This window comes from Glycomyces luteolus, from assembly GCF_027622875.1.
Lineage (GTDB): Bacteria > Actinomycetota > Actinomycetes > Mycobacteriales > Micromonosporaceae > Glycomyces > Glycomyces luteolus.
On sequence record NZ_JAPZVP010000005.1, the window covers coordinates 222989 to 248510 of the forward strand.

The following is a 25522-nucleotide window of genomic DNA, read 5'->3' on the forward strand; positions in this document are numbered from 1 at the left end:
CCGATCAGACGATCAGGAGCCAAAAGGGCCAAGGAAGCAGAGGCCAGCGGCCCCCGATCTGCAAGTGGGAGTGAGGGTCTGGAGGCCAGTGCCCCGAAATGCAAGAGGGGCAAAGGCTCAGAGGCCAGTGCCCTGAAATGCAAGAGGGGCAAAGGCTTGGAGGCCGGTGCCCCGAAACGTCTCGGCGGCAGGGGTCTGGCGGCTGGTGCCTGCGAAGGAAGGTCAGGGCCGCTGATCGAAGGCCGGTCGGAAGCCGAAGGGCCCCGGCCGGAAGCCTAGGCCAGGGAAGCCGAGGCACGGGAAGCGCGAGGAGCAGCGGGAAGGAGGCGAGAAGGACATGACGACCACGACCATGCACACGACCCCCACCGCAACCTCGACCGAGGCAATGCCCGCCGCTGACGGCTCCCGCAGCGCCGCCCGCTTTGTCGCTCCGCCGTCCACCACCGTCGCTGCGGCTTCGAGCCGGACTCGCCCGGTCGCTTCGGCACCGGCTCGAATCCGCCCGGCCCGCATCGCCTGTCGGGGTGGCGACGACCAGCCCCACCCCGGCAACGCACCCCGGGCAGCCATTCACCTCTCCATCGCTGCCCGCCTGAACCGCACGCCAAAGACAACCCGGCCCCGACCGGCGGCCCCAGGCGAACTCCCGTCCCTCCATCGCCGCCCGCCTGAACCGCACGCCAAAGACGGCCCGGCCCCGGCCAGCCACCCCGAGCAAACGCCCACCCCTCCATCGCTGCCCATTTGAAGCCGGGCCGGATCGCCGCCCGGCCCCGGAAGGGAGCCGGTTCCGACCCGCGCTTCCGTCGCTGACTGCCTGAACCTCACCCAGAGTCGCCCGGCCCCGGACACCCGTGCCCGGGTCAATCTCCCACTGTTCCGTCGCTGATGGTTGTAGCGCAAGTGAAGTCAAGTCGCGGCGAGGCTACGGACAACGAGGAGATCGGTCGCTTGCGTAGATTCGCCGCGTACTGCGGGTAGCCGAAGCGCGAGTAGGCACTGGTCGAGATCAGCTCAAAGCCCAGTCGAACACGTCGCGATGCTCCGCGACGAAGGCGTGCTCGCGGCGGCTCCACTCGATGCGGTCGGCCAGTTGCTCGGCGGTGGCCGGGGCGGTTGCGGGCTTGGCCTGGAACTCGGCCCAGAAGCGCACGTTGCGGGCCTGGCGTTCGAGAATGCAGTCCACCAGGACGTGCCGCTCCGCCGCTTCGAGGCCGTACGCGTCGGCGATGAGCCGCACCTGTTCCGCTTGGCGCCCGAGAGGAAGGGTCTGCTTCGAGGCGATCGACCAGGTCCAGGCCATGTAGGCCACGTCTTCGAGTCGGCCGCCGGGCGCGGCCTCGGCGAAGTCGATGAAAGCGACCGGGACGCCGTCTTGGAAGACGGCGTTGTTCGGGCCGGGGTCGTGGTGGCAGACCACGTCGAACCGTCCGGCGAGGTCGCTGCCGCGAGTCGCGTCGTGCATCCCCCGCAGCAGTCTGGCGGCCGCTTGGACCTGGTCGTCCGTCCAGACGCCGAATCGGGTCGGGACCTCGCCGGGAATGAACGAGAAAACGTCAGCTCCATCCGCCCGGCGCAGGTATGTCGGGGCGCCGTCGAAGCCCCGCCGTTCGAGCAGGCGCAGCAGCGCGGCCATGAAGTCCGAAGAAGAGGAGAGCGGGCGGCGGACCGTGTCGCCTACGCGGGCGATCCCGACCGACATACGCCCGCCTTCGAGCGGAACCGCGTCCGTGGAGGGATCGACCATGGGGGCGACTCTAATCGATGACTTTCGGCGCCAGACCTCGTCAGTACGACTGCGGCCGCCGGGCTGCCGGAAGCGAAGGAGTACTGCATGTCGGAGAAGATCAAGTTCGGGGTCGAGCACTTCGGTGATCGAGCCGCGCCCCTCCTGCTGCTTGCGGGCGGCACGACCATGCTCTCCTGGCCCGATCCGCTCTGCCAGGCGCTGGCCCGCGGCGGACGCCATGTCGTGCGCTACGACCTGCGCGACTGCGGCGAGTCAACGACCGCCGACCCCGATGCGCCCGCGTACACGCTGCGGGACCTCGCCGCCGACGCCGCCGCGCTCGCCCGCGAACTCGACGACCGGCCGGCTCACTTGGCGGGCATCGGTGTCGGCGGCATGGTCGCTCAAGTCGCCGCGCTCGACCACTCGGAGGTGTTCTCGGCACTGACGTTGGTCGGGACGCGGCCCGTCGCACCAGGCCCGGTCGACGGCGACCTGCCCGACCACGATGGCGCCACGATGGGTCGGCTCTTCTCGCGCCCGATGCCCGACTGGTCCGACCGCACCGCCGTAGCCCGGTTCGCAGCCGACGGTGCGGAGATCCTCGGCGACGACCCCGACGCGGCACGCGTGCGGGCCGAACGGATCTACGACCGCGCACAGAGCACGGCACCGGCGGTCCAGATGGCCAACCACCTCGGCATGGTCTTCTCCAAGCTCGACTGCGGGCCACGCTGGCGCGAGCGCCTGCCCGAGCTCGAGGTACCGACGCTTGTCGTTCACGGCCGTCGAGACCGGTTCTTCCCGGTCGGCAACGGGGAGGCGCTGGCGCGCGAGATCCCCGGCGCTCGACTGCTCGTGCTCGAACAGGCCGCGACCGCCCTGCCCGACACGGCCGCCGACGAGGTGTCGGCGGCGATGCTCTCGTTGTAAGCCGACGGTCAGCGGGTTCTCGGGGCGGCGGTGCTCTCGCGCAGGACCAGGACCGGGCGCTCGCTGGAGTAGCGGCGCGCGGCGGTGTCGTCGATGGCCTGCTTCAGGAGTTGGAAGCCCCGGACGCCGAGACTCGCGAAGTCCTGCTTCACGGTGGTGAGCGGTGGCGACCAGAGTTCCGCGAGCGGGTGGTCGTCGAAACCGGCGACCGAGATGTCCTCGGGGACGCGGCGGCCCGCTTCGGTGATCCCGCGCATGACGCCCATGGCGATCTCGTCGTTGCCGCAGAAGACGGCCGTGACCTCGGGGTCGGCGGCGAGTTCGCGGCCGACCGCTATGCCGCTCTTGGGATCCCAGGTGGCGTCGCGGACCGCGGGGACCGGGGCGTCAGCCTTGGTCAGGGCCCGCTTCCAGCCGGAGGTGCGGCCGTCGACGCGGCGGGAGGGCGGCACGCGGACGTGGTGGACGGTCTTGTGGCCGAGGCCGAGGAGGTACTCCGTGAGTTCCTCCGCTGCGGCGGCCTCGTCGAGGACCGCTTGGGGCACACCGGATTCGCGGGTGCCCGAGAGGGCGACCACGGGCAGGTCCGTGCCGAGCTTGTGGAGCGCGGCGACGCCGGGCGGGTCGAACTTGAGGACCACGACCCCGGCGAGGGTCTGCATCCGGGTCGCCGAGACGGCGCGGTCGACCTCCTCCGCGTCGGCGCTCTCCACGACCGTGATCATCACCGTGTAACCCTCGGCGCGCGCCGCGATCTCGATGCCGCGGATGGTCTCCGCGTAGCCGTAGCGGGAGGTGTTGCCCGCGATCACCGCGATCGTGCGGGACTTGCGGGAGACCAGGACCCGGGCGGCGGCGCTGGGCCGGAAGTTCAGCTCCGCGATGGCGGCCTCGACCAGCTCGCGCTTCGCGGGGCTCACCTTGGCGGCCCCGGTGAGCACGCGGGAGACCGTGGGGACCGAGACGCCCGCCAGTTCGGCGACGTCCGAGATCGTCGGGTTCCTGCCCGCTCTGGCCACGGTCCTCCGTTCGGTCACTTGACGGCACCGCTGGTGCTCGAGCTCATTTCACCGCTCCGCTGGTGATGCCGCTGATGATCCTGCGCTGGGCGACCACGAATGTGATCAGGAGCGGCAGGCTCATCAGGATGATATAGGCGAAGATGAGGTGCCAGTTCTGGAGATACAGACCCGCGCTCGCGACCTGGTAGAGGTTGAGCGGCAGCGTGTCGAGGCGGCCGCCGATCACGAACAGCGCGTAGAACACATCGTTCCAGATGTACAGGCAGATCAGGATGGTCGCGGTGGCGAGCACCGGCCGCAGCAGCGGCAGGATCACGCGGATGAATGTGCGTACCGGTCCGGCCCCGTCGACCCGGGCGGCCTCCTCCAATTCGTGCGGGATCGTGCGCACGAAACCGGTGACGAAGAAGATCACTGTGGACAGGTACATGCCCATGTAGACGCCGATCATGCCGAGCGCGGTCCCGGCGAGGCCGAGCTGGCGCAGCAGGAGCACGATCGTCACGACCGCGGGCGGCAGCACGATGCCGGAGATGCCCAGCGCGTAGATCGCGGCGGTGAGGCGGCCGCCGCGGCGGCCGAGGATCCACGCGGCCATCGAGCCGAGGATGAGCACGCCGACCACGGCCGGGACCATGACGAGGAGGCTTCCGAAGAAGCCCGCGACCATGCGGCCGTCCTCGAAGACCTGGGCGAAGTTGTCGAAGAGACGCCATTCGCTGGGCGGCGACAGGTCCGGGTTCAGGGCCTCCGCCTGGTCCTTCGCGGCGGTCGCGATCACGAGCCAGAACGGGACGCCGAGCACGAGGACGGCGACGAGGATCGCCGCGACCGGCTGGACCGGGAAGCGGCGGCGGGGCTTGCGGCGGGCCGGCGCGATGCGGGTGGCCGTGTCCGGCCGTTCGGCGGTGATGGTCACAGCACGTCCTCTCGCTTGCGCAGGAACCGGATCACGGGGAAGGCCAGGATGGTGACCAGCAGGAACAGCACCAGGCTCATGGTCGTGGCCTGCGCGAACAGGCCCTGCCCGAAGGTCCGGAAGATGAAGATGTTCAGCAGCTCGGTAGTGCCGCCGGGGCCGCCTTCGGTGGTGGCCTGCACGATGTCGAAGCCGTTCATCGAGCCGAGCAGCGCGGTCGCGACGTTGAACGTGACGGCCGGGGCGAGCAGCGGGAACCGGATGGAGCGGAACATGGTCCAGCGCCCGGCACCGTCGAGGCGGGCCGCTTCGAGCACGTCCTCGCTGATGGTCTTGAGCCCGGCCAGGTAGATGAGCATCGAGAGGCCCATCCACTTCCAGGCGTGGACGATCGCGACGACCACGATGGTCCAGGTGGTGCTCCCCAGCCACGGGATGGAGACCTCGGTGCCGGTGAACCAGCCGATGATGCCGTTCAGGGCGCCGTCGGGCTTGAGCAGCGCCTGGAAGATGTAGCCGACCGCCAGCGCGGACATGATGACCGGGACGAAGAACGCGACGCGCACGGCGCGGTTGACTCGGGTGTCCTTTTCGAACAGCAGCGCGAGGCCGAGGCCGAAGGCGTTCTGGAAGATCGCGACGAGCACGGCGTAGACGAGGGTGACCTTGAGGGCGTTGACGAGGGTGCCGTTGGAGAACAGCGAGGTGAAGTTGTCGACGCCGGCGAAGTTGATGGCGCTCTTGAAGCTCGACCAGTCGGTGAAGGCGTAGACGAAGTTGAAGACGGTGGGGACGAGGAAGAACACGACCAGGACTGCGAGCGCCGGGATGAGGAACCACAGCGGATGGTCTTGGCGGCGGGGTCCTGCCTTGCCCTTGGCGAGCATGGTGGTCACGGAGTTCGGCCTTCCTGGTAGCGGCGTTGCGGGTGTGAGGGGCGCCGGGGTTGACCCTTGCCCGGCGCCCCTCCGATTAGAAGCCTTCGGCGCCTTGGGCTTTGGCGAGTTCCGCGAACTGGGACTGGGTGGCCTCGGCGACCTCGGCGGGCGTCTTGGTGCCCTGGATCATGTCGGCGAGGTAGAGGTACAGGTCCGGGTTGGCGATGGCCAGGGCCTGCATGGAGCCGACGGAGGTGCCGACCGATTCGCTGACGGTGAGCAGGGCTTCGGGGACGTCGGCCGGAGTCTCGACGCCGGTCTGGAGCGAGACGGTCGACTGGGCGTTCACGAAGTCCTGGTAGCCGTCGCCCATCCAGTACGAGAGGAGCTGGCGGGCTGCGGCCTCGCGCTTCTCGTCGCCGGTCTTGAAGGCGACGAGGGCGTTCGACTGGTCGGGGATGAAGGTGCCGGTGTTGCCGGACGGGGAGATCGGGAAGAAGCCGATCTTCTGGTTGAGCTCTTCGGTGTCGGCAAGCGACTGGAGCTGGCCGAAGAACGAGTTGACCTGCATGACCATGGCGGCGTCGCCCGCGAGGAGCGCGGCGCCCTGGTCTTCGAAGGTGGCGGTCTTGATGTCCTCGTTGAAGAGGCCTTCGTCGATGAGCGCCTTGTAGTTGTCGATGGCGCCCTGGATGGTCGGATCGGTGAAGGACTCCTCGTTCGCGTTCACGCGGTCCCAGAGGCCGTCGGCGGCGGCGTCGGCGAGCTGCACCTGGACCCACCACTGGGTGGCCCATTTGTCGGCGGCCATCTCGTGGAACGGGGTGACGCCGGCGGCTTTGAGGTCGCGGGCGGTCTGCAGGAAGGAGTCCCAGTCGGTGGGGGTCGCGGTGATGCCGTTGGCCGCGAACACCTCCTTGTTGTAGTAGACGCCTTCGACGGCCGGGGTGGTGATGAGGGTGGCGTAGCGGGTGTCGTCGAGGATGCCGGTGATGTCGCGCAGTTCGGGCTGGTAGGCGTCGAGCCACGGGGCGTCGTCGAGGGGCTGCAGGTTCTGGGTGGCGTTGAGGGCCGTGAGCTGGGAGGCCGTGGGCTGCCAGAACGCGAGGTCGGGCTTGTCGCCGGTGGCGACCTTGGTCTGGACGCCCTGCTCGTACGGGTCGGGGATGGTGACGACCTCGACCTCGGCGCCGGTGAGCTCCTCGAAGCCCGCGATCACGCTGTCGGGCACGGTGTTCGAGTTCTGGGCGGCCCAGATGGTGAGGGTGGTGCCGGAGAGGTCGGCGTCCTGGGCGGGCCAGGTGACGGGGCCGTCGGACCCGGTGTCGGCGCCGGGGTCGGAGCAGCCGGTGAGTGCGATCGCGCTCGCGGCGGCGATCGCCAGCGCGTTGCGGAACCTGTTCTTCATTGAACTTTCTCCTTATGTGAGGGACTTAGGAATCGGTGGTGATGCGCAGGGTTCGGGCGGCGGTTTCGGCGTCCCCTGCCTGCACGGTCAGGGTGCCGGTCGCGGCGTCCCAGTCGGTCTTCCATTCGGGGAGGTCGGCGGGGAAGACGGTGGCGACGGTGAGGTCGCGTCCGGCGAGGTGCGGGAGGTGCAGCGTGGTGGTGGCGGTTCCGCCTCGGCGCCAGACGGAGACGAGGTCTTCGGCTTCGCCGCGCAGGCCGAGGGCGACCCAGGGCTCGGTCCAGTCGGGGAGCCCGGCGGGCCAGTAGGCGTGGCCGGTGGCGATGGCGCCGCGCAGCTGCTTCGCGGTGGCGACGGCGGTGGCGACGGTGGCGCGCTGGGCTTCGGTCATCCGGTTGAGGTGGCCGGAGACGTAGTAGCGGCCGAGGAGGCCGGTGACGAGGCAGAACGCGACTTCCTCGTCGTTCATCTCGGGTTGGGGGTAGGCCCAGCTGGCGGCCTGTTCGGGCAGGAGGGAGATCGGCGCGGCGGCGGCGATCGGCGGGTATTTGGCGAACTCCTGCTGGTCCGAAGTGGATTGCATGGCGAGGCGGGAGAGGACGGCGAAGTCCATGCGCATCGCGCCGGAGGAGCAGTTCTCGATGACGAGGCCGGGGTGGCGGTCGAGGACTCCGTCGAGCCAGGCGAGGTGGGCGCGGTTGTGGCCGAGGAGGCCCTCGCCAACGCTGTCGGCGTTCAGGTCGGTGCCGGGGCCGGGGTTGACGTTGTAGTCGAATTTGAAGAAGCCGACGCCGAAGTCGTTCACGAGCCGGTCGACGACGCCGTCGAGGTGCGCGATGGCGGCGGGGTGGCGCAGGTCGAGGTGGTAGCGCTGGTGCTCGACGAGACGCTGGCCGTGGCGCTGAAGGAAGGCCTCGTCGGGGAGCTTGCCGGCCATGGGGCTGTCGACGCCGACGACTTCGGGTTCGAGCCAGAGGCCGGGGGTCATCCCGACGTCGCGGATGGCGTCGATGACCTCGCCGAGGCCGCCGGGGAAGCGGGTGGTGGAGGGCTGCCACTCCCCCACGCTGGGCCACCAGTTGCCGCCGTCGTCGTACCAGCCGGCGTCGATGCAGAAGATCTCGGCGCCGATCGCGGCGGCGGCGGTGATGAGCGGAAGGAGCTTCTCGGTGGTGGGGTCGCCCATGAGGGTGTTCATGTAGTCGTTGAAGACGACGGGCATGGCGGCGTTGTCGGGGTGGGGGCGGCGGGCGGCGCGGCGGAAGTCCGTAAGGGCCGCAACCGCTTCGGTGAAGTCGCGCCCCAGGGTGACGGTGGCCGGGACGCTGGTGAACGACTCGCCCGGGCGCAGGACGCGGGTCCAGGACGAGTCCGCGTCGGTGGGGCCGGAGAGGGTGAAGTAGCCGCCTTGGAGGTCTTCGCCGAGCTCCCAGCGCCAGGCGCCGTTGTGCTCGATCTGCCAGGCGAAGGCGAGGCCGGTGGTCTCGAGGCCCGCGACGGGGAGGTGGCGGCCGGTGGACCAGGTGCCGTCGGAGGTGACGGAGTAGTGGCCGCGCGGGTCGTGGGTGCTGTGGGCGAGCTGGGTGGAGAGGCGCGGGAAGTCGATGCCGCGCAAGGGGGTGCGGGACCAGCGGCCTTCGCCGAACCAGTCGCTGACGCCTTGGACGCGGTGCCAGCCCGCGAGGTTGTCGTCGTCGACGGTGCCGGGCCGGGTGAACCCGGCGTTCCAGGAGGCGACGGAGCGGAGCACGAGCGTGGTGCCGCCGGTGGCGCGCACTTCGACGCGGGAGCGCACGGCGGCCTCGGCGGTGTCGAGGATTTCGAGGGTGATGACGGCTTCGACGCCGGGCGCGGTCTGGCGGATGGCCAGCGTGCGGGTGCCGCCGTCCCGCTCCTCGGCGTGCGAGGCGTAGCGGAGGGCCAGGCCGAGCTCGGTGTGGGAGATGCGGTCCGCGCCGGGGCTGTTGCCGTGCTGGGCGGTCGTGACCTCGACGAGGGGCACCGCGTGCACCGGGATCGCGGCGCCGTCGCGGGTGACGGCGGTGATGCGCACCGGCGAGTCGGCGCCCCAAGCGAATCCGAACTCGAGACGTCCACTGCCCCAGGAGAACTGATCGGTCACGATACCCCTTTGTCCGTATGTCGGGATCGCGGACGGGAGTCGGCCGCGGTGTCGTTCAACGGTTCGAACCCTAGCCCAATTCTGAAATCGATTTCAAGTCATGTCTTGAAATCGTTATCAAGAATCGGTACGGTCTACCTGCGGCCCGACGGCCCGAAATACCCCCATCTCAATGAAGAGAGGACCCCTGATGTTGAGGAGACTCATGAGCACTGGTGCTGCCGCGGCGGTCGCCGCGACCGCCGTCACCGGTCTCGCCACGCCGGCGGCCGGCGCCGAGCCTGAAGTGGTGGCGGTGGACTTCGCCGACCGCACCGGCGACTTCCGCGGCGGCGCGTCCGGCACGCTCTACGGCTTCGGCGACGAAGGCGCTCCCACCCAGTCGCTCATCAACGGCGCCCACATCACCAACTCGTCCCAGAAGGCGCCCTACGGGACCCAGCACCCGTCCGGCGACGCCATCAAGATCGAAGACGGCTTCTTCGCCAAGCACGGCGAGGACATGTACATCTACGTGCAGGACTACTACCCCGACTGGGCCTACCACGGCGGCAAGCGCCCCGGCGACACCCGCACCTACAACCTGGAGGACGGCACCTACACCGAAGGCGCGAACGGCGTCTGGGACTACCTCGAGGTCGTCGAGTTCGTCGCCGAGGCCGTCGCCACCGATTCCGACCGGCCCGAGGACTACGTCTTCATCCCCTACAACGAACCCGACGGCGGCAACTGGTACCCCGACTGGGCGAACCAGAAGGACCAGTTCCTCGCCGACTGGCAGGCCGCCTACGAGAAGATCCAGGAGGTCTGGGAGCGCCACGGCCTCGGCCACGCCCGCATCGGCGGCCCCGGCGACACCCGCTGGCAGCCCGAGCGCAGTGCCGACATCCTGGAGTTCGCGAAGGCCAACGGCTCCCTGCCGGACATCTTCATCTGGCATGAGCTGGGCATCAACAACCTCGGCTCGTACCGGCAGAACTTCGCCGACTACCGCGAACTCGAAGCGTCCCTGGGCCTCGACCCGATCCCGGTGAACATCACCGAGTACGGGATGCTGCGCGACATGAGCGTCCCGGGCCAGCTCATCCAGTGGTTCACCATGTTCGAGGACACCAAGGTGGACGCCCAGACCGCGTACTGGAACTACGCGGGCAACCTCTCCGACAACACCGCCCGGCCGAACGGCGCGAACGCGGGCTGGTGGATGTTCAAGTGGTACGGCGACCTCGACGGCAGCGAGACCGTGCGCGTGACCCCGCCGACCCCGAACGGCGTCGACACCCTCCAGGGCATCGGCGCGGTCGACGACGCCAACCGCAGGGCCACCGTCCTCTGGGGAGGCACCGACAGCGATGTGGCCCTTGACCTCAGCGGGCTCGACGAATCGGTGTTCGGGAACAAGGTCGACGTGGAGATCCGCGAGAACGCGCTCACCGGCGCCGAAGGCCTCGCCGACACCCCGCGCGTGATCGCCGCCTACGACGGGATCGAGCTCGAGGACGGTGAACTGCGGCTCGACGTGCCCACCTACGACCGGTACGCGGGCTACCAGCTCGTCATCACCCCGAGCCAGAGCCGGGATGTGGAGGCCGACGCCGCCGCGCAGCCCTGGCGGGACTCGATCGAGGCCGAAAACATGGACCTCACCGCCGCGACCGTGTACACGCAAGACCCGAAGGCCAACGGCGGCTGGCAGTTCCTCGCCTCCGGCGGCAAGGACGTCGGCTCCTTCAACCAGGTCGGCTCCCGCGCCGAATGGACCGTCGAGGTCCCGCACGACGGCACCTACCGGCTCCAGGTGATCGGCGGCGCTCCCGGCGTCCCGGGCAGGCACGCGCTGTTCGTCGACGACGCCTCGTCGGGCACGATCCAGTACGCGGCCGACCTGGCGCTCAACGCCAACAGCAGGTGGAAGTACCGCGGCAGCGCCGAACTGCTCGTCGACCTGACCGCGGGCGGCCACACCCTGTCGATCCGCTCCAGCGCCGACGGGACCACCAGGCTCCCCAACTCGGACATCACCCTAGACAAGGTTTCACTGACCTCTGTGGAGGAAGGCGAACCCACGCTGTACCCGGCTTCGGGCTTCCGCCTCGAGGACGGCGCAGCGCTGAAGTGGAGCGGCAACTGCAAGGGCGGCGCGGCCATCAGCGGCGACGGCCGAGCGGACCTGTACGCCACGGCGATCGAGACCGGCTACTACGACGTGCAGGTCGACTGGGCCTCGACCAAGGCCTCCTCGGTCGAGCTCACCGTGAACGGCGACACCGTCGCCGCAGTGGACGCCGATGCGGCCGGGAAGTGGCGCTCGAACGCCACGGTGCATCTCAACGAGGGCATCAACGAGATCGAACTCCACTCCCCCGACGGCGCCGTCGTCCAGTCGCTCACCACTATCCGCGACCGCGCCGCCGATGACGCCGCGGTCACCGTCGAGGCCGAGGACATGACGCTCCACGGCCAGGCCTCGATCACCACGCTCGCCGACAGCACCGGCACCAACGCCTCCGGGAACGCCTTCGCGGGCTGGATCGGCAACGGCACCGCCAATACCGTCGAGATCGCCCGCGACGGCTTCGCCGCCGCCGGGGACTACGACCTCACCGTCCACTACGCCAACGCCGAGACCTCCGGCCAGCACGACTACAACCCGCAGGTCGTGGACCGGCTGCTCGAAGTCCAGGAGGGCACCGAGCAGGTGGGCCACGCGTACTTCCGCTACACGTACTCGTGGAACAGCTTCTCGCAGCGCACGATCCCGGTGACACTGTCCACTGCGGATGAGACGCTGCGGCTGGGCAACGCCGCCGCGTGGGCGCCGAACATCGACCGGGTCGTCATCGCCCCGCGCCTGATCGGCGAACCGACGACGGCCGCCCGCTAGCCGAACCAGAGCGAAGGCCCTGTGCGCGAACCGCACAGGGCCTTCGTCGTATCGGCCCCGCGGGCTCGCTCAGGACGCCTGCAGCTTCCGCACCTCGTCCAGGGTCGGGATCGAGGGGCCCGCGCCCTTGCGCTGCACCGCGAGCGCCGAGGCGGCGGTCGCGAACTCGGTGGCCGCGACGAGCGAGCGCTGGTCGGCCGTGCGGTCGAGCGAGGCGGCGAACGCGCCCACGAACACGTCGCCCGCCCCCGTCGTGTCCTTGACCTCGACCGGGAACGACGGGATCTTGACCGGCTCGGTGCCGTGGCCGCCGACGAAGGCGCCTTCCGAGCCCAAGGTGATGACCACGTCGCAGCCGTGCGAGGTGAGGACCGACATCAGCGACCGCTCGCCGGTACCGGCGGGCTCGCCCGCGAGCTCCGCGGCCTCGTGCTCGTTGACGATGAGTATGTCGACCTCGCTGAGCAGCTCCTCGGGGAAGGCGCCGCTCGGCGCCGCGTTGAGGACCACGGTCGTGTCGGCGGCCCGCGCCGCGCGGATCGCGGCGGTCACGGTCGGCAGCGGCGTCTCGAGCTGCACGACCATGACGTCGGCGGCGGCGATCTCGGCGAGTTCGGCCTCGGTGAGGTCCACGAGGTGGGCGTTCGCGCCCGAGTTCACCACGATCGAGTTCTCGCCCTTGCGGTCCACGAAGATCACGGCGGTGCCGGTCGGCGCCTCCACGCGGCGGGCGAGCAGCGTGATGCCCGCGTCCCGGGCCTGCTCGGCGAGCGCGTCGGCCGCCGCGTCATCCCCGAGCGCGGCGATGAAGCGCGTCTCGGCCCCGGCGCGGGCGGCCGCGATCGCCTGGTTGTTGCCCTTGCCGCCGGGGAAGGAGGCGAGTCCGCGCGAGAGCACCGTCTCGCCCGGAGCGGGGATGCGCTCGACCTCGTAGACGAGGTCGAGGTTCGCGCTTCCGATGACGACCACGCTCATGTTGCCTGCCTCCACAGTCCGAATCACTGGGGCGGTGGTACCCGCCCATGCGAAGCCTGACACAGGTGCTCGCGGGCGGTCGCGGAGTCGGCCGATCCAGTGATCCGGGTCAGCCGCCGAGCGGCATCACCCGGGCGATCTGGATCGTGCCCTCGCCGCCCGCGGCCGGGTAGGCGACGCTGCCGTCGTCGTAGGCCTTGAACGCCTGGTAGTCGTGGTCGGGCACGTCGATGTCGAACGCCTCGCCCACGACGTCACCGGTTCCGGAGTCGTGGACTTGGGCGCGCATGCCGTCGCCGTCCTCCCAGACGAGCAGCATGTGCGTCGACCCGTAGGTGACGAGGTGCGGGTGGGCGGCCTCGATCCCGGGATCGACGCTGGCGCCGCCGGGCTCGAAGTGCTCGAGGCGGACCTGACCGCCCTGGCTCCAGGCGGTCCAGTAGCGCGGGCCGTCGCTTGCGAGGACGAGGTCGCCGCCGAAGAGGGTGCCGTCGCAGGTCCCTTCGGCAACGGTCTCGTACGGGTCGGGCTGGGCGATCCGGCACTCGTTGTCGGTGGCGCAGACCATCGCGAACGTTTCCTGGCTCGGATCCCAGACGATGCGGGTGGTCCAGCTGTGGCTGCAGCCGACCTCGAAACTGTCGGCGTGGTCGACGAGGTTCCCGTCCGCGTCGACCACCTGCATGCGGTCGCCCTGGTGGATGTCCACGCAGTCGCCGTTGGCGACGGTGATCGCGACGCCGAAGTAGGCCGCATAGTTCTCGCCGTCGGTCGCGAGCCGGCCGTGGTGCTGGTACCACCAGACGAACCGCGCGCCGTCGTCGTAGCCGTCGAGGCCGTCGCCGAGGTTGGTGACCTGGCGTTCCCAGACCTGGTTGCCGTCGTTGTCGAAGCGCACCAAGTGCATCGTGTTGCAGGGGCTCGACTCCCCGCCGCACAGCGGGCCGTCCCCGCATTCGCCTTCGCGGGTCACGAGGACCACGACGCCGTTCGCATCGGCTTGCACGTCCTGCAGGTCGAGGCCCTCGAACGCGATCGGGTCGCCTTCGAGCCGGTCCTCGCAGTCGAGCTTGCCGAGGTGGATCTTGTCGTCGGTCCCGACCCAGGCGAGCCAGGACCCGCCGGGCCTCGCCGCGATGGCCATGGGCAGGCGGTCGGTGTCGCCCTCCTGCCCGTTGCCGATGACGCCGCCTCCGGTGTCCACTTCGGTGATCGTGACTTCCGGTGTGCCGCTGGGCACCCGGTCGCAGTCACCGGCCGCTTCGGGCGATGGTGATGCGGAGGGCCCGGGGAGCGCGGCCGCGTCGGGAGCCGCTTCGGTGGTCGAGGCGGTTTCGGAGGCGCTCGTCGGGGAGGACGCCGCCTCGTCGGAGGGCTCCGGGTCGGTGGACGGGAACGCCAGGGCCGTGGCCACCGTCGTTCCCGCGAACAGTGCGGCCGCGGCGGCGGCCACTATGGAGACGCGTTTCCAGTTCGCCAAGCGGGGCTTCCGTTCATCGGAAGCCGGAGATTGCGAAGGCTTACTCATGCCGGTTTCGTCCTTCGATATGCCCACGGGCGGCCCGAGGCCGCCGATGGAATGTGGATCTAGCAAGCCGACCCTACCCACAGCGCGAGGACCGCTCGCACGGTGCCGGGCTTCCAAGTTTCGGAAACTATAGATGGGAGTCTATGGATTGACCGACTCCGGTGCGGGCCATAGTATGGCGAAAAGGTCATCCGAAAACCTTTTCGGATGTTTCGGGTGGCTACCGGCCTTACCTGCCGACACTCACGGAGGTATGCAATGCAAGAACGGCAATCGTCGACCCGGTTCTCGCGGCGCGCCGCGCTGCTCGGCGCAGTCGCCGCACCGGCGGCGGGGGCGCTCGGCTCCCTCGCGTTCGCAGAAGGCGCGAGCGCCGCCCCGCCGAACGGCACGGTCCGCGTCTACTGGCTGCGGCCCACGGACGTGCCGTACGACCAGGGGTACCCGGACGGGATCGCGAACGTCATGCGCGAGACCCAGCGCTACTACCGGCAGGAGCTCGGCGTCACCTTCAAGCTCAACGACCCGGTGGTGGAAGTCGTTGCGGGAGAACACGACGCGGCCTGGTACGAGAACACGCCCAACGGCGGCGAGGAGTACTGGTGGGTGGTGTTCAACATGCAGCAGGAGCTCATGCGCAGGCTCGGCCTGAACGCGCCCGACAGGCGGTGGATCAACATCGGCGAGATCAGCGCCGAGAAGGAGGGCGTCTCCGGCGGGGGCGGTGGCGGCGGCTGGGCGATCCTGTCCGGCCACGACGCCGACGGCGCGGCGGGCCTCGGCGGCGATATGAACCGCTGGTACGGCGGGATGGTGCACGAGATGGGCCACGCCCTCGGCCTGCCCGACTCCACTTACACGGACGGCACCCCGATGTCGGCGTCGTTCTACTCGTACCCGAACTGCCACTTCAACGACCAGCAGAAGAACGGCATCCGCAACGGACCGTACGGGAGCTTCCTGTCGTAGCGGCAAGGGATCGAGTGCGCCGCACAGGCACGGCCTGTGCGGCGCGATCGTGGCGTGAACTGGTCCGGCGCCGCATCGCGCCTGGGCGCGCGAATCCCGCCTGCCGCGTTCCACGTTCCGCCCTAGCAGTTGCCGTCCGCGAATTCGAGGTACGTCAAGGTGATCGGGGTGTCGTAGTCGGTCGGGCTGCCGGGGTCCGGGTCCTGGTAGAGGACACTGCATTCGGTCTGGCCGTTGTCCGGGTCGTTCGAGTCCGGCACCAGCGATACCTTCTCCCAGCCTTGGGACACGAGTTCGTCCCTGGCGTCGATGTAGTCGATGCCGCGCACGTCGGGGAGGTTCGGCGGACTGCCCTCGACCGTGCCCGAATCGTCCTCGGTGGAGCCTTGAGACGGCTCGTTCTCATCCTCGCCGCCTATGGCCTCCTCGGCGCCGCCGTCGTCAGCAGGCTCGGTCGTCTTCCCGTCGGCCTCGGCCGCAGCGGTGCTCGTGGTCTCCGAAGCGGACGGTCCCGGGGTCGAGGTGGCGGCCGCCGCCGGTGCCCTTTCGCTGGCGGAGGATGCGCCTTCGACCGCGAGCGTGCCCTGTTCGCCGCCGCCGTCTCCGGCCTCGCTGAACCAGGGCGAGAGCATCACGGCCGCGGCGGCGGCCACGATCGCGACGGCAGCGGTGGGCATGATGACCATGAGCCGCTTGCGCTTGGAGGGCCGGGGCGGGAGCACCGGAGCCGGGAACGGATGCGGGCCGGTCGGCGCGGGCATCGCCGGGGCCGGTGCGAAGAGGGCGGGGTCGGCATGGGGCTCTTCAGGGTGCTCGGCGGCACGGAGGCCCGCTTCGGCGAAGGCCGATGCCGAATTCCAGCGGTTCTCGGGGCTCTTGGCGAGGGCTTGGAAGACAACTGCGGCGGGCGCGGGCGGCACCGTCTCCGGGAACTGGGGCGGGGGCTGGTTCAGGTGTCCGTTGAGGATCGTCCCGGCCGTGTCGCCGGTGAACGGCGGTGTCCCTGCGAGACATTCGTAGGCGACCGCGCCGAGCGAGTAGACATCGGTGGCGATGGTGAGTTCATGGCCTTCGAGCTGCTCGGGCGAGGCGTAGTAGAGGGTGCCCAGGAGCAGGCCCGACTCGGTGATGGCCGTGCGCCCGGCCGAGAGGGCGATGCCGAAGTCCACCAGGACCGCGCGGCCGCGCTCGTCGAGGATGATGTTGGCGGGCTTGACGTCTCGGTGGATGATGCCCGCCTCGTGGGCGGCCTGCAGGGCCCCGGCGACTTGGGCGCACAGGCGCATCGCCTCGGCCGGGTCCATCGGACCGCCGAGCAGGACCTCCGCCAGGGAGCGGCCCTCGATCAGCTCCATCACGAGGTAGGAGAGGATCGCACCCTGCTCGTCGGCCGTCTCGCCGTAGTCGTGGAGGGCGGCGATGCCGTTGTGACGCAGGGAGGCCACGGCCTGCGCCTCGTGCTCGAAGCGGGCGCGGGCGTTCTCGTCGCGTTCGAAGCCGGACTTCAGGATCTTGACGGCCACCGCCCGCTTGAGGCGGGTGTCGAAGCCGCGCCACACGGTGCCCATCCCGCCGGAGGCGATCGGCGCGTCGAGTCGATAGCGGCCCACGATCAGCGATCCGGGTTCCACGGCTGCACCTCGCAACGGGCTCAGGGGTGGGCAGGGCGGTCAATGCCCAACAATCCTAGGCGATCCCAGCCCGCCGGAGAGGGCCCGCGGGCGTCCGCCTCCGTCCCGGACAGCGCGCGTTCCGAGCGCGTTCCCGAACCGGTCAAGCAGACCGGCTGGGTCCGGATCAGGGATTGCAGCCGTTGACATCGATGAATACCTATGGATATTCTGTAATCGGCTTAACCGATTCAGTTTCCGAAACCCCAGGTCGTAGCCGCATACCGGATCCAACCCTCTCCTGCGAGGGCTCTTCGTTCCAAAGGAGACGCAAGTGCCTTTCTCCGCATTCCGAGCGCCCCGGCGCGCCGTGATCACCTTGGGCGCCGCCGCGGTCGCGGCCGCCGCCATGCCGCTCGCCGCCGGCGCGGAGACGACCGCCCGGCGCGCCCGGGTCGCGATCGTCGACGACTGCGCGACCCCGCAGACGCGCGCGCTGTTCCAGTACATGCTCGACCAGCAGGGCCAGGGCATCCTGTTCGGCCACGAGCACACCCTCACCGACGGTTTCACCTTCGACACCTTCACCGAGACGACCTCCGATGTGGAGGCCACGACCGGCGACTACCCGGCGGTGTTCGGCTGGGACACCCTGATCCTCAACGGGTTCCAGAAGCCGGGCGTGTACGGCGGGACCATCGAGCAGAACATCGAGGCCTTGAGCTGGGCTTTCGAGAAGTCGGACGCCCTCGGCGGGATCAATGTGCTGAGCGCGCACATGTACAACTTCGTCACGGGCGGGGACTTCTGGGACACGACCGGACGCGTGGTGAGCCAGATCCTCCCGGGCGGGCCGAAGCACGCGGACTTCAACGAGTTCCTGGACCGGATCGCGGCGGCGGTGAAGGGCGCCAAGCGGTCCGACGGGACGCTGATCCCGGTGGTGTTCCGGCCGTTCCACGAGAACAGCGGCGGCTGGTTCTGGTGGGGGGCGGGGCACTGCACGTCGGCGGAGTTCATCGAGATCTTCCGCTACACGGTGGAGTACTTGCGGGACACCAAGAAGGTGCACAACCTGCTGTACTCCTACTCGCCGAACTCGGGCTTCGGCGGGGACCCGCAGGTGTACCTGAAGACGTACCCGGGCGACGAGTTCGTGGACATCCTCGGCTACGACGCGTACGACAACTCGGCGGGTTCGCCGGAGTGGCTGGCGGGCACGGTGAAGGACCTGGCAATGGTCGTGGGCCTGGCCGACGAGCGCGGGAAGGTGCCGGCGTTCACGGAGTTCGGCGAGTCGGGCGAGGAGGGGCGGAACCTGAACTGGTTCACCGATCTCCTGGGCGCGTTGCAGGCCGATCCGGACGCGAGCCGGGTGTCGCACATGCTGACCTGGGCGAACTTCGGCGGGAACAACCGCGCGTACGTGCCGTTCCCGGGGCACGCGATGGAGCCGAACTTCATGGCCTACTACGAGGACCCGTACTCGCTCTTCGCCTCTGACCTGGAGGGCGTGTTCGACGCCCCGACGTACGCGGTGCCGAGTGCGCCGTTCCTGCACCTGGTGACGCCGACGGACCGCCAGCGCATCACGACGGCCGAGACGACGATCCGGATGCGCCTGACCTCGGCGACGTCGCGGAGGGCGACGTACTCGATCAACGGCGGCGCTCCGGTGGCGCTGGCGCGGGACTCGGCGGGGTTCTACTCGGGCAAGTGGGCGATCGATCCGTCCTGGTTGGACAACCGGACGGTGACGGTGTCGGTGAGCGCCAAGGTGGGGAACAAGACCTGCACGGATTCGGCGCTGGTGTTCCTCGGCGAGGTCGAGCCGCTTCCGGCGGGTTGGATCGACGACTTCGAGGGGTACGCCGGGGACGACCTGACGTTGAGCGAGGCGTACAGCCACGTCAACTCGAACACGACCACGCTCTCGGCCGACCACAAGGCTGCGGGCGCTTATGGTCTGGCGTACTCGTACGACTTCTCGAACGCCGGGTACACGGGCATCGGCAGGTCGGTGGGGGCGGACTGGACGGCGTTCAGCGCGTTGAAGCTGTGGCTGCAGGGCGACGGTTCGACGAACGGGGCCACGATCCAGGTCGTGTCGAAGGGCGCGTACTTCGAGTACAACACCGGGCTCTCGAACACGAGCGGGGCCGAGGTGGTCGCTCCGTTCACCGAGTTCAAGCCCGCGCCTTGGGATACGGGGCACGCGGACCAGCTGCTGGACGCGGAGCACCTGGCGGAGGTGTCGGCGTTCAACCTGTACCTGGGCTACGGGGGGACGACGGCCTCGGGCACGGTCTACGTGGACGACATCCGCGCCGAGTAGGCATTGCGGAGGGCCGGGGCTTCTGCCCCGGCCCTCCGGTGTTCAGATCAGTCCGGGTGCATCCATGACCTGGGTCTGCTCCATGGCCTTCAGGTACTCGGGTGCTTCCATGCGGCGCATGGCCTCTTCGGGGCTCGGGGCCTCGACGCGTTCCTGGAGCCACCAGATGTTGCCGAGCGGGTCGCGGAGTCTCGCGATCCGGTCGCCCCAGGCCTGGACGTCGGTCAACGGGGTCACGATGGTCGCGCCGGCGTCGACGGCGCGTTCGAGGACGGCTGCGGCGTCCTCGACGTAGAGCCGCAGCAGGGCGGGCGTGTCCGTCTTGAACGGCGTGTCGAAGAGGAGCACGATCGAGGTGCCGATGCGCACTTCGGCGTGGCCGATCCGGCCGGGCACGGGGCCTTCGACGCGGCCGAGTTCTTCGCCGTCGAAGGCGGCCTTGATGAATTCGATGGCTCGGGCGGTGTCGCTGGTGACGATCCACGGCGTGACCGTGCCGTAGCCCTCGGGGATCGGTTCGGGTTTGGAACTCATGGCGACTCGCTTTCGTGCGGCGGAGCGATGTCGTTCGAGTATATATCAGAACGGAATCGTTTGTTCCCGTTTTGGGAGCAGCGGCTCGAGGACGGGCGCGTTCGCGCGGACGATCTGCAGGGCTCGGACGACCGCGCCGATGCTGACCACGCCGCCGCCGAGGGGCGAGGCGACGAGGTCGGGCGCGGGCGGGTGGGTCAGGTCGTCCAACCTGGCGGCGGTGCGGGGCAGGAGCCCGCCGAGGGAGGCGGCCACGGCACCGGAGAAGACGATGCGCTCGACGTCGAGGAGGCCGCCGAGGACCGCGCAGACGCGGGCGAGGCGTTCGGCCATGCGGTCGATGAGCCCGACTGCCGCCGGGTCGCCGGACTCGGCCGCCAGGAAGACGGCTTCGGCGCCGAGGTTCGCCTTGGGGGTCTTCATGAGCGGACTGGCATCGTCCAATGCGCCCGAGGCGCGGAGGTCGAGGGCCCAGGTGCGGAGCAGGGCCGAGATGCCGTGGGTCGAGCCGACGCCTTCGACGAGGGAGAGGAGCCGCAGTTCGCCTGCGGCGCCGCGCTTGCCGCGCACGAGGTGGCCGTCCACGACATAGCCCGCGCCGAGGCGTTCGCCGGTCATGAGGGCGATGTACGAGGAGGCGCCCGCCCCCGCGCCGAGTGCGCCTTCGGCGAGCGCGGCGAGGTTGGCGTCGTTCTCGACCTCGATGAGCCGGCCGCGTTCACGGCCCTGCTCGCTGCTCCGTTCACGGAGGTGGGCCGCGAAGCCGGGGTTCATGCGGGACCAGAATTCGAGTTCGCCTTCGGGAGAGGCGCCGTCGAGGTCGGTGGGGGCGGGCACCCCGACGGTGACGCAAAGGACCGCTTGTTCTTGCATGCCAGCGGCTTCGAGCGCGTTCGCGATGGTCGCGTCGGCGACGGCCAGGCGCTGCCCGGCACTGTCGGGGTCGATCTCGGTGTGGGCGCGGGCGAGCTCGCGGCCGCGCAGGTCGGCGACGGCGGCGGTGACGCAGTGCTGGCCGGCGTCGACGCCGACGACCGCACCGGCGCTGGCGCGCAGCTCGTACCGGCGGGCAGGGCGGCCCTTGCGGTACTCGCCCGCGGCGCGCGCGTTGGGGAGTTCGCAGAGCCAGCCGCGCTCCACGAGCTCGTCGCACAAGGCGATCACGGTGGAGCGGGTCAGCCCGGTCGCGGCGATCGCGTCGCTCGCGGTGAAGGCCGCCTGGTCCCAGGCGTAGTCCAGCACGGCGGCGGCGTTCGCCCGCTTCTGCGGGAACGCGTAGTTCTCGTCTACTCGGGGCAAGTCTCTTGACACCTCGGCTTTCCGTGCCCCAGTATGGCAGGAGCAAGTTGATTTTCTTACTAGATTTAATCAGGATATCAATAGTTGAAAGGCTCTCGTCCATGACCGAGCTGCTCACCAGCACCACCGACACGACCCCGCGGCAGCGCATCGACGCCGACTGGTGGCGCCAGGCCACCGTCTACCAGGTCTACCCGCGCAGCTTCGCCGACGCGAACGGCGACGGCATCGGCGACCTCCCCGGCATCACCTCCCGCGTCGACTACCTCGCGCGGCTCGGGATCGACGCCGTGTGGCTCAGCCCGTTCTACCCCTCCGAGCTGGCCGACGGCGGCTACGACGTCGCCGACTACCGCGACGTCGACCCGCGCCTGGGCACCCTCGCCGACTTCGACGCGATGATCGCGGCCCTCCACGCCGCGGGCATCAAGCTCATCGTCGACATCGTCCCCAACCACTCCTCCGACCAGCACGAGTGGTTCCAGCAGGCGCTGGCCGCGTCCAAGGGCTCGCCCGAACGCGACCGGTACGTCTTCCGCGACGGCCTCGGACAGGACGGAGAACTGCCGCCCGCCGACTGGACCTGCATGTTCGGCGGCCCGGCGTGGGAGGCCGTGGGCGACGGCCAGTGGTACCTCCACCTGTTCGCGCCCGAGCAGCCGGACTTCAACTGGCGCAACGAGGACGTGCGAACGGACTTCCTCAAGACGCTGCGCTTCTGGTCCGACCGGGGCGTGGACGGCTTCCGCGTCGACGTCGCGCACGCCCTCGCCAAGGACCTGCCCGACGATCTGCCGTCCGAGGCCGAGCTCCAGGCGATGGACCGCGCCACCGGCACCCACCTGCTGTGGGACCGCGACGAAGTGCACGACATCTACGCCGACTGGCGCAGCGTCTTCGACGAGTACGACCCGCCGCGCATCGCCGTCGCCGAGGCCTGGGTCGACCCGCCCTCGCGCCGCGCCCGCTACGCCAGCTCCTCGGGCCTGGGCCAGGCGTTCAACTTCGACCTGCTCGAAGCCGACTTCGACGCGGACGCGTTCCGCAAGATCATCGTCGACAACCTCGACCAGGCCGCGACCAGCGGCTCCTCTACGACCTGGGTGTTCTCCAACCACGACGTGGTCCGCCACGCGACCCGGTACGGCCTGCCGCCCAACGGCGACCGGCCGCGCCACTACAACCGCGCGTGGCTGCTCTCGCGCGGCACCGAACCCGCGGTCGACGCGGAGGCGGGGCTGCGCCGCGCCCGAGCAGCGACCCTGCTCATGCTCGCGCTCCCGGGCAGCGCGTACCTCTACCAGGGCGAAGAGCTCGGGTTGGGCGAGGTGGCAGAAATCCCGGACGAGGCGCGGCAGGACCCGACCTTCTTCCGCAGCCCCGGCGTGGACGTGGGCCGCGACGGCTGCCGCGTGCCGATCCCGTGGACCGCGAAAGGCGAGTCGTACGGGTTCGGCAGCGCCGAAGCCCATCTGCCGCAACCGGAATGGTTCGGCGCGGTCTCGGTCGAGGCGCAGTCGAACGACCCGGGCTCGACGCTCAACCTGTACCGCGACGCACTCGCGCAGCGGCGCAGGCTGCAGACCGACGAGTCGCTCACCTGGGTGCCCTCCGAGCCGCAGGTGCTGCACCTGCGCCGGGCCGGCGGCTGGGAGGCCGTGGCGAACTTCGGCTCGACCGCCGTGCCGCTGCCCGCCGGTGAGGTGCTGCTTTCGAGCGGCCCGATCGACGGCGAGCTGCCCGCCGAGACCACGGTCTGGCTGCGGAACGGTTCGTGAATGCTCCCCGGCTCCGGAGCGCTTGCGTCGCCCCGGAGCCGGGGGTCTGGTGCAGGAGCGGCGAGTGGGATAGGCTCACGCCCACCATCTAATGAATCGATTCAACCCGTGGTCGAATATCCGCGTCGGAACGAGGCCGGGATCGACGGCGCATTGGAGTCGCGCCGTTCGATCGTCCACTGCATCCTGGAGCCTTGCGATCGGCCACCGGAACGCGGTCGCGGCGGCGAGCGCACCGGGAGGCCTCCTCGTCCAGGCCCGCGCCGACGGCGTCGTGACCGACCTCGCGCACCTGCGATCGCTGGTGCGCCAGACGCAGGCCATCGTCCGCTACGAGTGCGTCCGTCTGCCGAATGGGACGCGGCCGCCGTGCGGATCGCCGGGGCGACCCGGTCTTTACGTTGCATCCACCCAACACCTCTTGATAGGCCCGAATATGACTAAGCGACGATTCCCCCGCCCCAAGGACCTGCTGCCCTTGGTGAGGTTCAAGAAACCGGACTTCAACGCCAAGCGCCGCCGTTTGAAGGCCGCGTTGACGATCGAGGACCTGCGTGCCATCGCGAAGCGCCGCACCCCGCGCGCGGCGTTCGACTACACCGAGGGCGCAGCCGAGGCCGAGCTGTCCCTGGCCCGGGCCCGGCAGGCGTTCAAAGACATCGAGTTCCACCCCGCGATCCTGCGGGACGTCTCGAAGCTCGACACGGGCTGGGATGTGCTCGGCCGGCGCTCGGAGCTGCCGTTCGGCATCGCGCCCACCGGCTTCACGCGGATGATGCACACCGAAGGGGAGCGGGCCGGGGCCTCGGCCGCTGCAGCCGCCGGCATCCCGTTCGCGCTGTCCACGATGGGCACCACCCCGATCGAGGACGTTGCCGCCGCCGGAGGCGAGCACGGCCGCAACTGGTTCCAGTTGTACATGTGGAAGGACCGCGACCGGTCCATGGCGCTGGTCGACCGGGCCGCAGCCGCCGGGTTCGACACCCTCCTGGTCACCGTGGACGTCCCGGTCGCGGGTGCGCGCCTGCGGGACAAGCGCAACGGGTTCGCGATCCCACCCGAGCTGACAGCGAAGACGATCCTCGACATGGCGAGGCACCCGAACTGGTGGTTCGACATGCTCACGACCGAGCCGCTCGCGTTCGCTTCGCTGAGCCGCTGGTCGGGGACCGTGGCCGAGCTGCTGAACACCATGTTCGACCCCACCGTCGACTACGAGGACCTGGCCTGGATCAAAGAGCAGTGGCCCGGGAAACTCGTCGTCAAAGGCGTCCAGACCGTGGCCGATGCGAAGCGCTTGGCGGACATGGGCGTCGATGGCATCACGCTCTCCAACCACGGCGGCCGCCAGCTCGACCGCGCCCCGATCCCGTTCCACCTGCTGCCCGAGGTGGTGCGCGAGGTCGGCAGGGACACCGAGGTGCACGTGGACACGGGCATCATGTCAGGGGCGGACATCGTCGCGTCGATCGCGCTGGGCGCGCGCTTCACGATGATCGGCCGCGCGTACCTCTACGGGCTGATGGCGGGCGGCAGGGACGGCGTCGACCGCACCATCGCCATCCTCAAAGAAGAAATCGAACGCACCATGAAGCTCCTCGGCGTCGCAAGCCTTGAGGAACTCGAGCCCGGCCACGTCACCCAACTCCAACGCCTCATCCCCCGTTAGGCGCACGCCCTGGCGGCCGAGCCCGGCCGCCAGGGACGCTCGAACCGGCGAGGCCCGCTGCGATCGGCGTTAGGGTGGCCCCATGATCTCGATCGACCTCGAAGGCAGGACCGCGCTCGTCACGGGCTCCACCCAGGGCATCGGCGAGGCCATCGCCGCGAAGCTCGCGCTCGCCGGGGCGCGCGTGGGCGTCAACGGCCGCAAGCCCGAGACCGTCGACGCCGCCGTGGCCCGCCTCAACGAGGCCACATTCACCGACCGCTGCTTCGCCGCCCCCGGCGATCTCGCCACTGAGGACGGCGCCGCCTCGGTCGCCGAGGGCCTGCCCGTGGTCGACATCCTCGTCAACAACCTCGGCATCTTCGGTGCCGAACCGGCGCTCGAGATCGGCGACGACGAGTGGCGGCGCTACTTCGAGGTCAACGTCCTCTCGGCGGTGCGCCTCATCCGCACCTACCTGCCCGGGATGACCGCTCAAGGCTGGGGCCGCGTCCTGAACATCGCCAGCGACTCCGCGGTCGTCACTCCGGAGGAGATGATCCACTACGGCACCAGCAAGACCGCGCTCCTCGCCGTCTCGCGCGGCTTCGCCAAGACTTCGGCCGGAACCGGCGTCACCGTCAATTCCGTGATCGCCGGGCCGACCCGAACCGGCGGCGTCGAGGACTTCGTCTACCAGCTCGTGGACAGGGACCTGCCGTGGGACGCGGCGCAGAGCGAGTTCATGCGCCTCCACCGGCCGCAGTCGCTGCTGCGCCGCCTCATCGAACCCGAGGAGATCGCGAACCTGGTGGCGTACTTGAGCTCCCCGCTCGCCTCCGCGACTACGGGTGCAGCCGTCCGGGTCGACGGCGGGTACGTCGACTCGATCCTCCCCTGACCGATTGCGGTCCTGCGATACGGTGGGCTGAGCCCACGCCCCCGCAG

General features: G+C 69.7%; 18 protein-coding genes. 7 read left to right on the forward strand and 11 right to left on the reverse strand.

The annotated features are described in order from the left end of the window. Nucleotides 1–1012: 1012 nt before the first annotated feature. Nucleotides 1013–1750: a phosphotransferase gene (locus O1R50_RS08270; protein WP_270109462.1), complete on the reverse strand. Its 738-nt coding sequence runs from the start codon at nucleotides 1748–1750 to the stop codon at nucleotides 1013–1015. Nucleotides 1751–1837: 87 nt separating this feature from the next. Between O1R50_RS08270 and O1R50_RS08275 the strand changes: the two genes are divergently transcribed. Continuing rightward, entirely contained in the window at nucleotides 1838–2665 is an 828-nt protein-coding gene (locus O1R50_RS08275) for an alpha/beta fold hydrolase (protein ID WP_270109463.1), read from the forward strand. Nucleotides 2666–2673: 8 nt separating this feature from the next. On the opposite strand, the gene O1R50_RS08280 is transcribed toward O1R50_RS08275, so the two are convergent. The 5 genes from O1R50_RS08280 to O1R50_RS08300 all read right to left on the reverse strand — a co-directional run bounded on the left by O1R50_RS08280 (nucleotide 2674) and on the right by O1R50_RS08300 (nucleotide 9014). After that, entirely contained in the window at nucleotides 2674–3702 is a 1029-nt protein-coding gene (locus O1R50_RS08280; RefSeq protein ID WP_270109464.1) for a LacI family DNA-binding transcriptional regulator, read from the reverse strand. Nucleotides 3703–3727: 25 nt separating this feature from the next. Next, nucleotides 3728–4567, reverse strand: coding sequence for a carbohydrate ABC transporter permease (locus O1R50_RS08285; RefSeq protein ID WP_408612645.1), 840 nt, complete (start codon nucleotides 4565–4567; stop codon nucleotides 3728–3730). A gap of 35 nt (nucleotides 4568–4602) precedes the next feature. Next, complete coding sequence (locus O1R50_RS08290; RefSeq protein ID WP_270109595.1) at nucleotides 4603–5493, reverse strand: carbohydrate ABC transporter permease; 891 nt, start codon at nucleotides 5491–5493, stop codon at nucleotides 4603–4605. An 85-nt stretch (nucleotides 5494–5578) separates the two neighbouring features. Continuing rightward, nucleotides 5579–6892, reverse strand: coding sequence for an ABC transporter substrate-binding protein (locus O1R50_RS08295; RefSeq protein WP_270109466.1), 1314 nt, complete (start codon nucleotides 6890–6892; stop codon nucleotides 5579–5581). 25 nt (nucleotides 6893–6917) lie between these two features. Continuing rightward, a complete protein-coding gene (locus tag O1R50_RS08300) occupies nucleotides 6918–9014 on the reverse strand; it encodes a glycoside hydrolase family 36 protein (protein ID WP_270109467.1) in 2097 nt (698 codons plus the stop codon). Between the two features lie 205 nt (nucleotides 9015–9219). On the opposite strand from O1R50_RS08300, the gene O1R50_RS08305 reads away from it, so the two are divergent. Further along, nucleotides 9220–11898: a hypothetical protein gene (locus tag O1R50_RS08305; protein WP_270109468.1), complete on the forward strand. Its 2679-nt coding sequence runs from the start codon at nucleotides 9220–9222 to the stop codon at nucleotides 11896–11898. 69 nt (nucleotides 11899–11967) lie between these two features. Here O1R50_RS08305 and O1R50_RS08310 read toward each other — a convergent pair whose 3' ends face one another. Beyond that, nucleotides 11968–12873 carry a ribokinase gene (locus O1R50_RS08310; protein WP_270109469.1) on the reverse strand — a complete coding sequence of 302 codons (906 nt, stop codon included), beginning with the start codon at nucleotides 12871–12873 and terminating at the stop codon, nucleotides 11968–11970. Nucleotides 12874–12982: 109 nt separating this feature from the next. Continuing rightward, nucleotides 12983–14353: a hypothetical protein gene (locus tag O1R50_RS08315; protein WP_270109470.1), complete on the reverse strand. Its 1371-nt coding sequence runs from the start codon at nucleotides 14351–14353 to the stop codon at nucleotides 12983–12985. 306 nt (nucleotides 14354–14659) lie between these two features. Here O1R50_RS08315 and O1R50_RS08320 point away from each other — a divergent pair, with 306 nt between their 5' ends. Beyond that, on the forward strand, nucleotides 14660–15370 hold the full coding sequence (locus tag O1R50_RS08320; RefSeq protein WP_270109471.1) for a hypothetical protein: 711 nt from the start codon (nucleotides 14660–14662) through the stop codon (nucleotides 15368–15370). A 122-nt stretch (nucleotides 15371–15492) separates the two neighbouring features. Here O1R50_RS08320 and O1R50_RS08325 read toward each other — a convergent pair whose 3' ends face one another. Continuing rightward, nucleotides 15493–17001 carry a serine/threonine-protein kinase gene (locus O1R50_RS08325; protein WP_270109472.1) on the reverse strand — a complete coding sequence of 503 codons (1509 nt, stop codon included), beginning with the start codon at nucleotides 16999–17001 and terminating at the stop codon, nucleotides 15493–15495. Between the two features lie 313 nt (nucleotides 17002–17314). Here O1R50_RS08325 and O1R50_RS08330 point away from each other — a divergent pair, with 313 nt between their 5' ends. After that, nucleotides 17315–19315, forward strand: coding sequence for a glycosyl hydrolase (locus O1R50_RS08330; RefSeq protein WP_270109473.1), 2001 nt, complete (start codon nucleotides 17315–17317; stop codon nucleotides 19313–19315). Between the two features lie 42 nt (nucleotides 19316–19357). On the opposite strand, the gene O1R50_RS08335 is transcribed toward O1R50_RS08330, so the two are convergent. Together O1R50_RS08335 and O1R50_RS08340 are read right to left on the reverse strand one after the other, a co-directional pair. Further along, a complete protein-coding gene (locus tag O1R50_RS08335) occupies nucleotides 19358–19849 on the reverse strand; it encodes a VOC family protein (protein WP_270109474.1) in 492 nt (163 codons plus the stop codon). Between the two features lie 45 nt (nucleotides 19850–19894). Further along, a complete protein-coding gene (locus O1R50_RS08340) occupies nucleotides 19895–21148 on the reverse strand; it encodes an ROK family protein (RefSeq protein ID WP_270109476.1) in 1254 nt (417 codons plus the stop codon). 101 nt (nucleotides 21149–21249) lie between these two features. Here O1R50_RS08340 and O1R50_RS08345 point away from each other — a divergent pair, with 101 nt between their 5' ends. The 3 genes from O1R50_RS08345 to O1R50_RS08355 all read left to right on the forward strand — a co-directional run bounded on the left by O1R50_RS08345 (nucleotide 21250) and on the right by O1R50_RS08355 (nucleotide 25475). Next, a complete protein-coding gene (locus tag O1R50_RS08345) occupies nucleotides 21250–22926 on the forward strand; it encodes a glycoside hydrolase family 13 protein (protein ID WP_270109477.1) in 1677 nt (558 codons plus the stop codon). Between the two features lie 436 nt (nucleotides 22927–23362). Next, nucleotides 23363–24595 carry an alpha-hydroxy acid oxidase gene (locus tag O1R50_RS08350; protein ID WP_270109478.1) on the forward strand — a complete coding sequence of 411 codons (1233 nt, stop codon included), beginning with the start codon at nucleotides 23363–23365 and terminating at the stop codon, nucleotides 24593–24595. A gap of 85 nt (nucleotides 24596–24680) precedes the next feature. Beyond that, nucleotides 24681–25475: an SDR family NAD(P)-dependent oxidoreductase gene (locus O1R50_RS08355; protein WP_408612646.1), complete on the forward strand. Its 795-nt coding sequence runs from the start codon at nucleotides 24681–24683 to the stop codon at nucleotides 25473–25475. Nucleotides 25476–25522: the final 47 nt, after the last annotated feature.

Bases quoted from the DNA above. Each gene is read 5' to 3' on its own strand.
- O1R50_RS08270 (WP_270109462.1), bottom strand. From the start codon at position 1,750: ATGGTCGATCCCTCCACGGACGCGGTTCCGCTCGAAGGCGGGCGTATG.
- O1R50_RS08275 (WP_270109463.1), top strand. From the start codon at position 1,838: ATGTCGGAGAAGATCAAGTTCGGGGTCGAGCACTTCGGTGATCGAGCC.
- O1R50_RS08290 (WP_270109595.1), bottom strand. From the start codon at position 5,493: ATGCTCGCCAAGGGCAAGGCAGGACCCCGCCGCCAAGACCATCCGCTG.
- O1R50_RS08295 (WP_270109466.1), bottom strand. From the start codon at position 6,892: ATGAAGAACAGGTTCCGCAACGCGCTGGCGATCGCCGCCGCGAGCGCG.
- O1R50_RS08305 (WP_270109468.1), top strand. From the start codon at position 9,220: ATGAGCACTGGTGCTGCCGCGGCGGTCGCCGCGACCGCCGTCACCGGT.
- O1R50_RS08310 (WP_270109469.1), bottom strand. From the start codon at position 12,873: ATGAGCGTGGTCGTCATCGGAAGCGCGAACCTCGACCTCGTCTACGAG.
- O1R50_RS08320 (WP_270109471.1), top strand. From the start codon at position 14,660: ATGCAAGAACGGCAATCGTCGACCCGGTTCTCGCGGCGCGCCGCGCTG.
- O1R50_RS08335 (WP_270109474.1), bottom strand. From the start codon at position 19,849: ATGAGTTCCAAACCCGAACCGATCCCCGAGGGCTACGGCACGGTCACG.
- O1R50_RS08345 (WP_270109477.1), top strand. From the start codon at position 21,250: ATGACCGAGCTGCTCACCAGCACCACCGACACGACCCCGCGGCAGCGC.
- O1R50_RS08350 (WP_270109478.1), top strand. From the start codon at position 23,363: ATGACTAAGCGACGATTCCCCCGCCCCAAGGACCTGCTGCCCTTGGTG.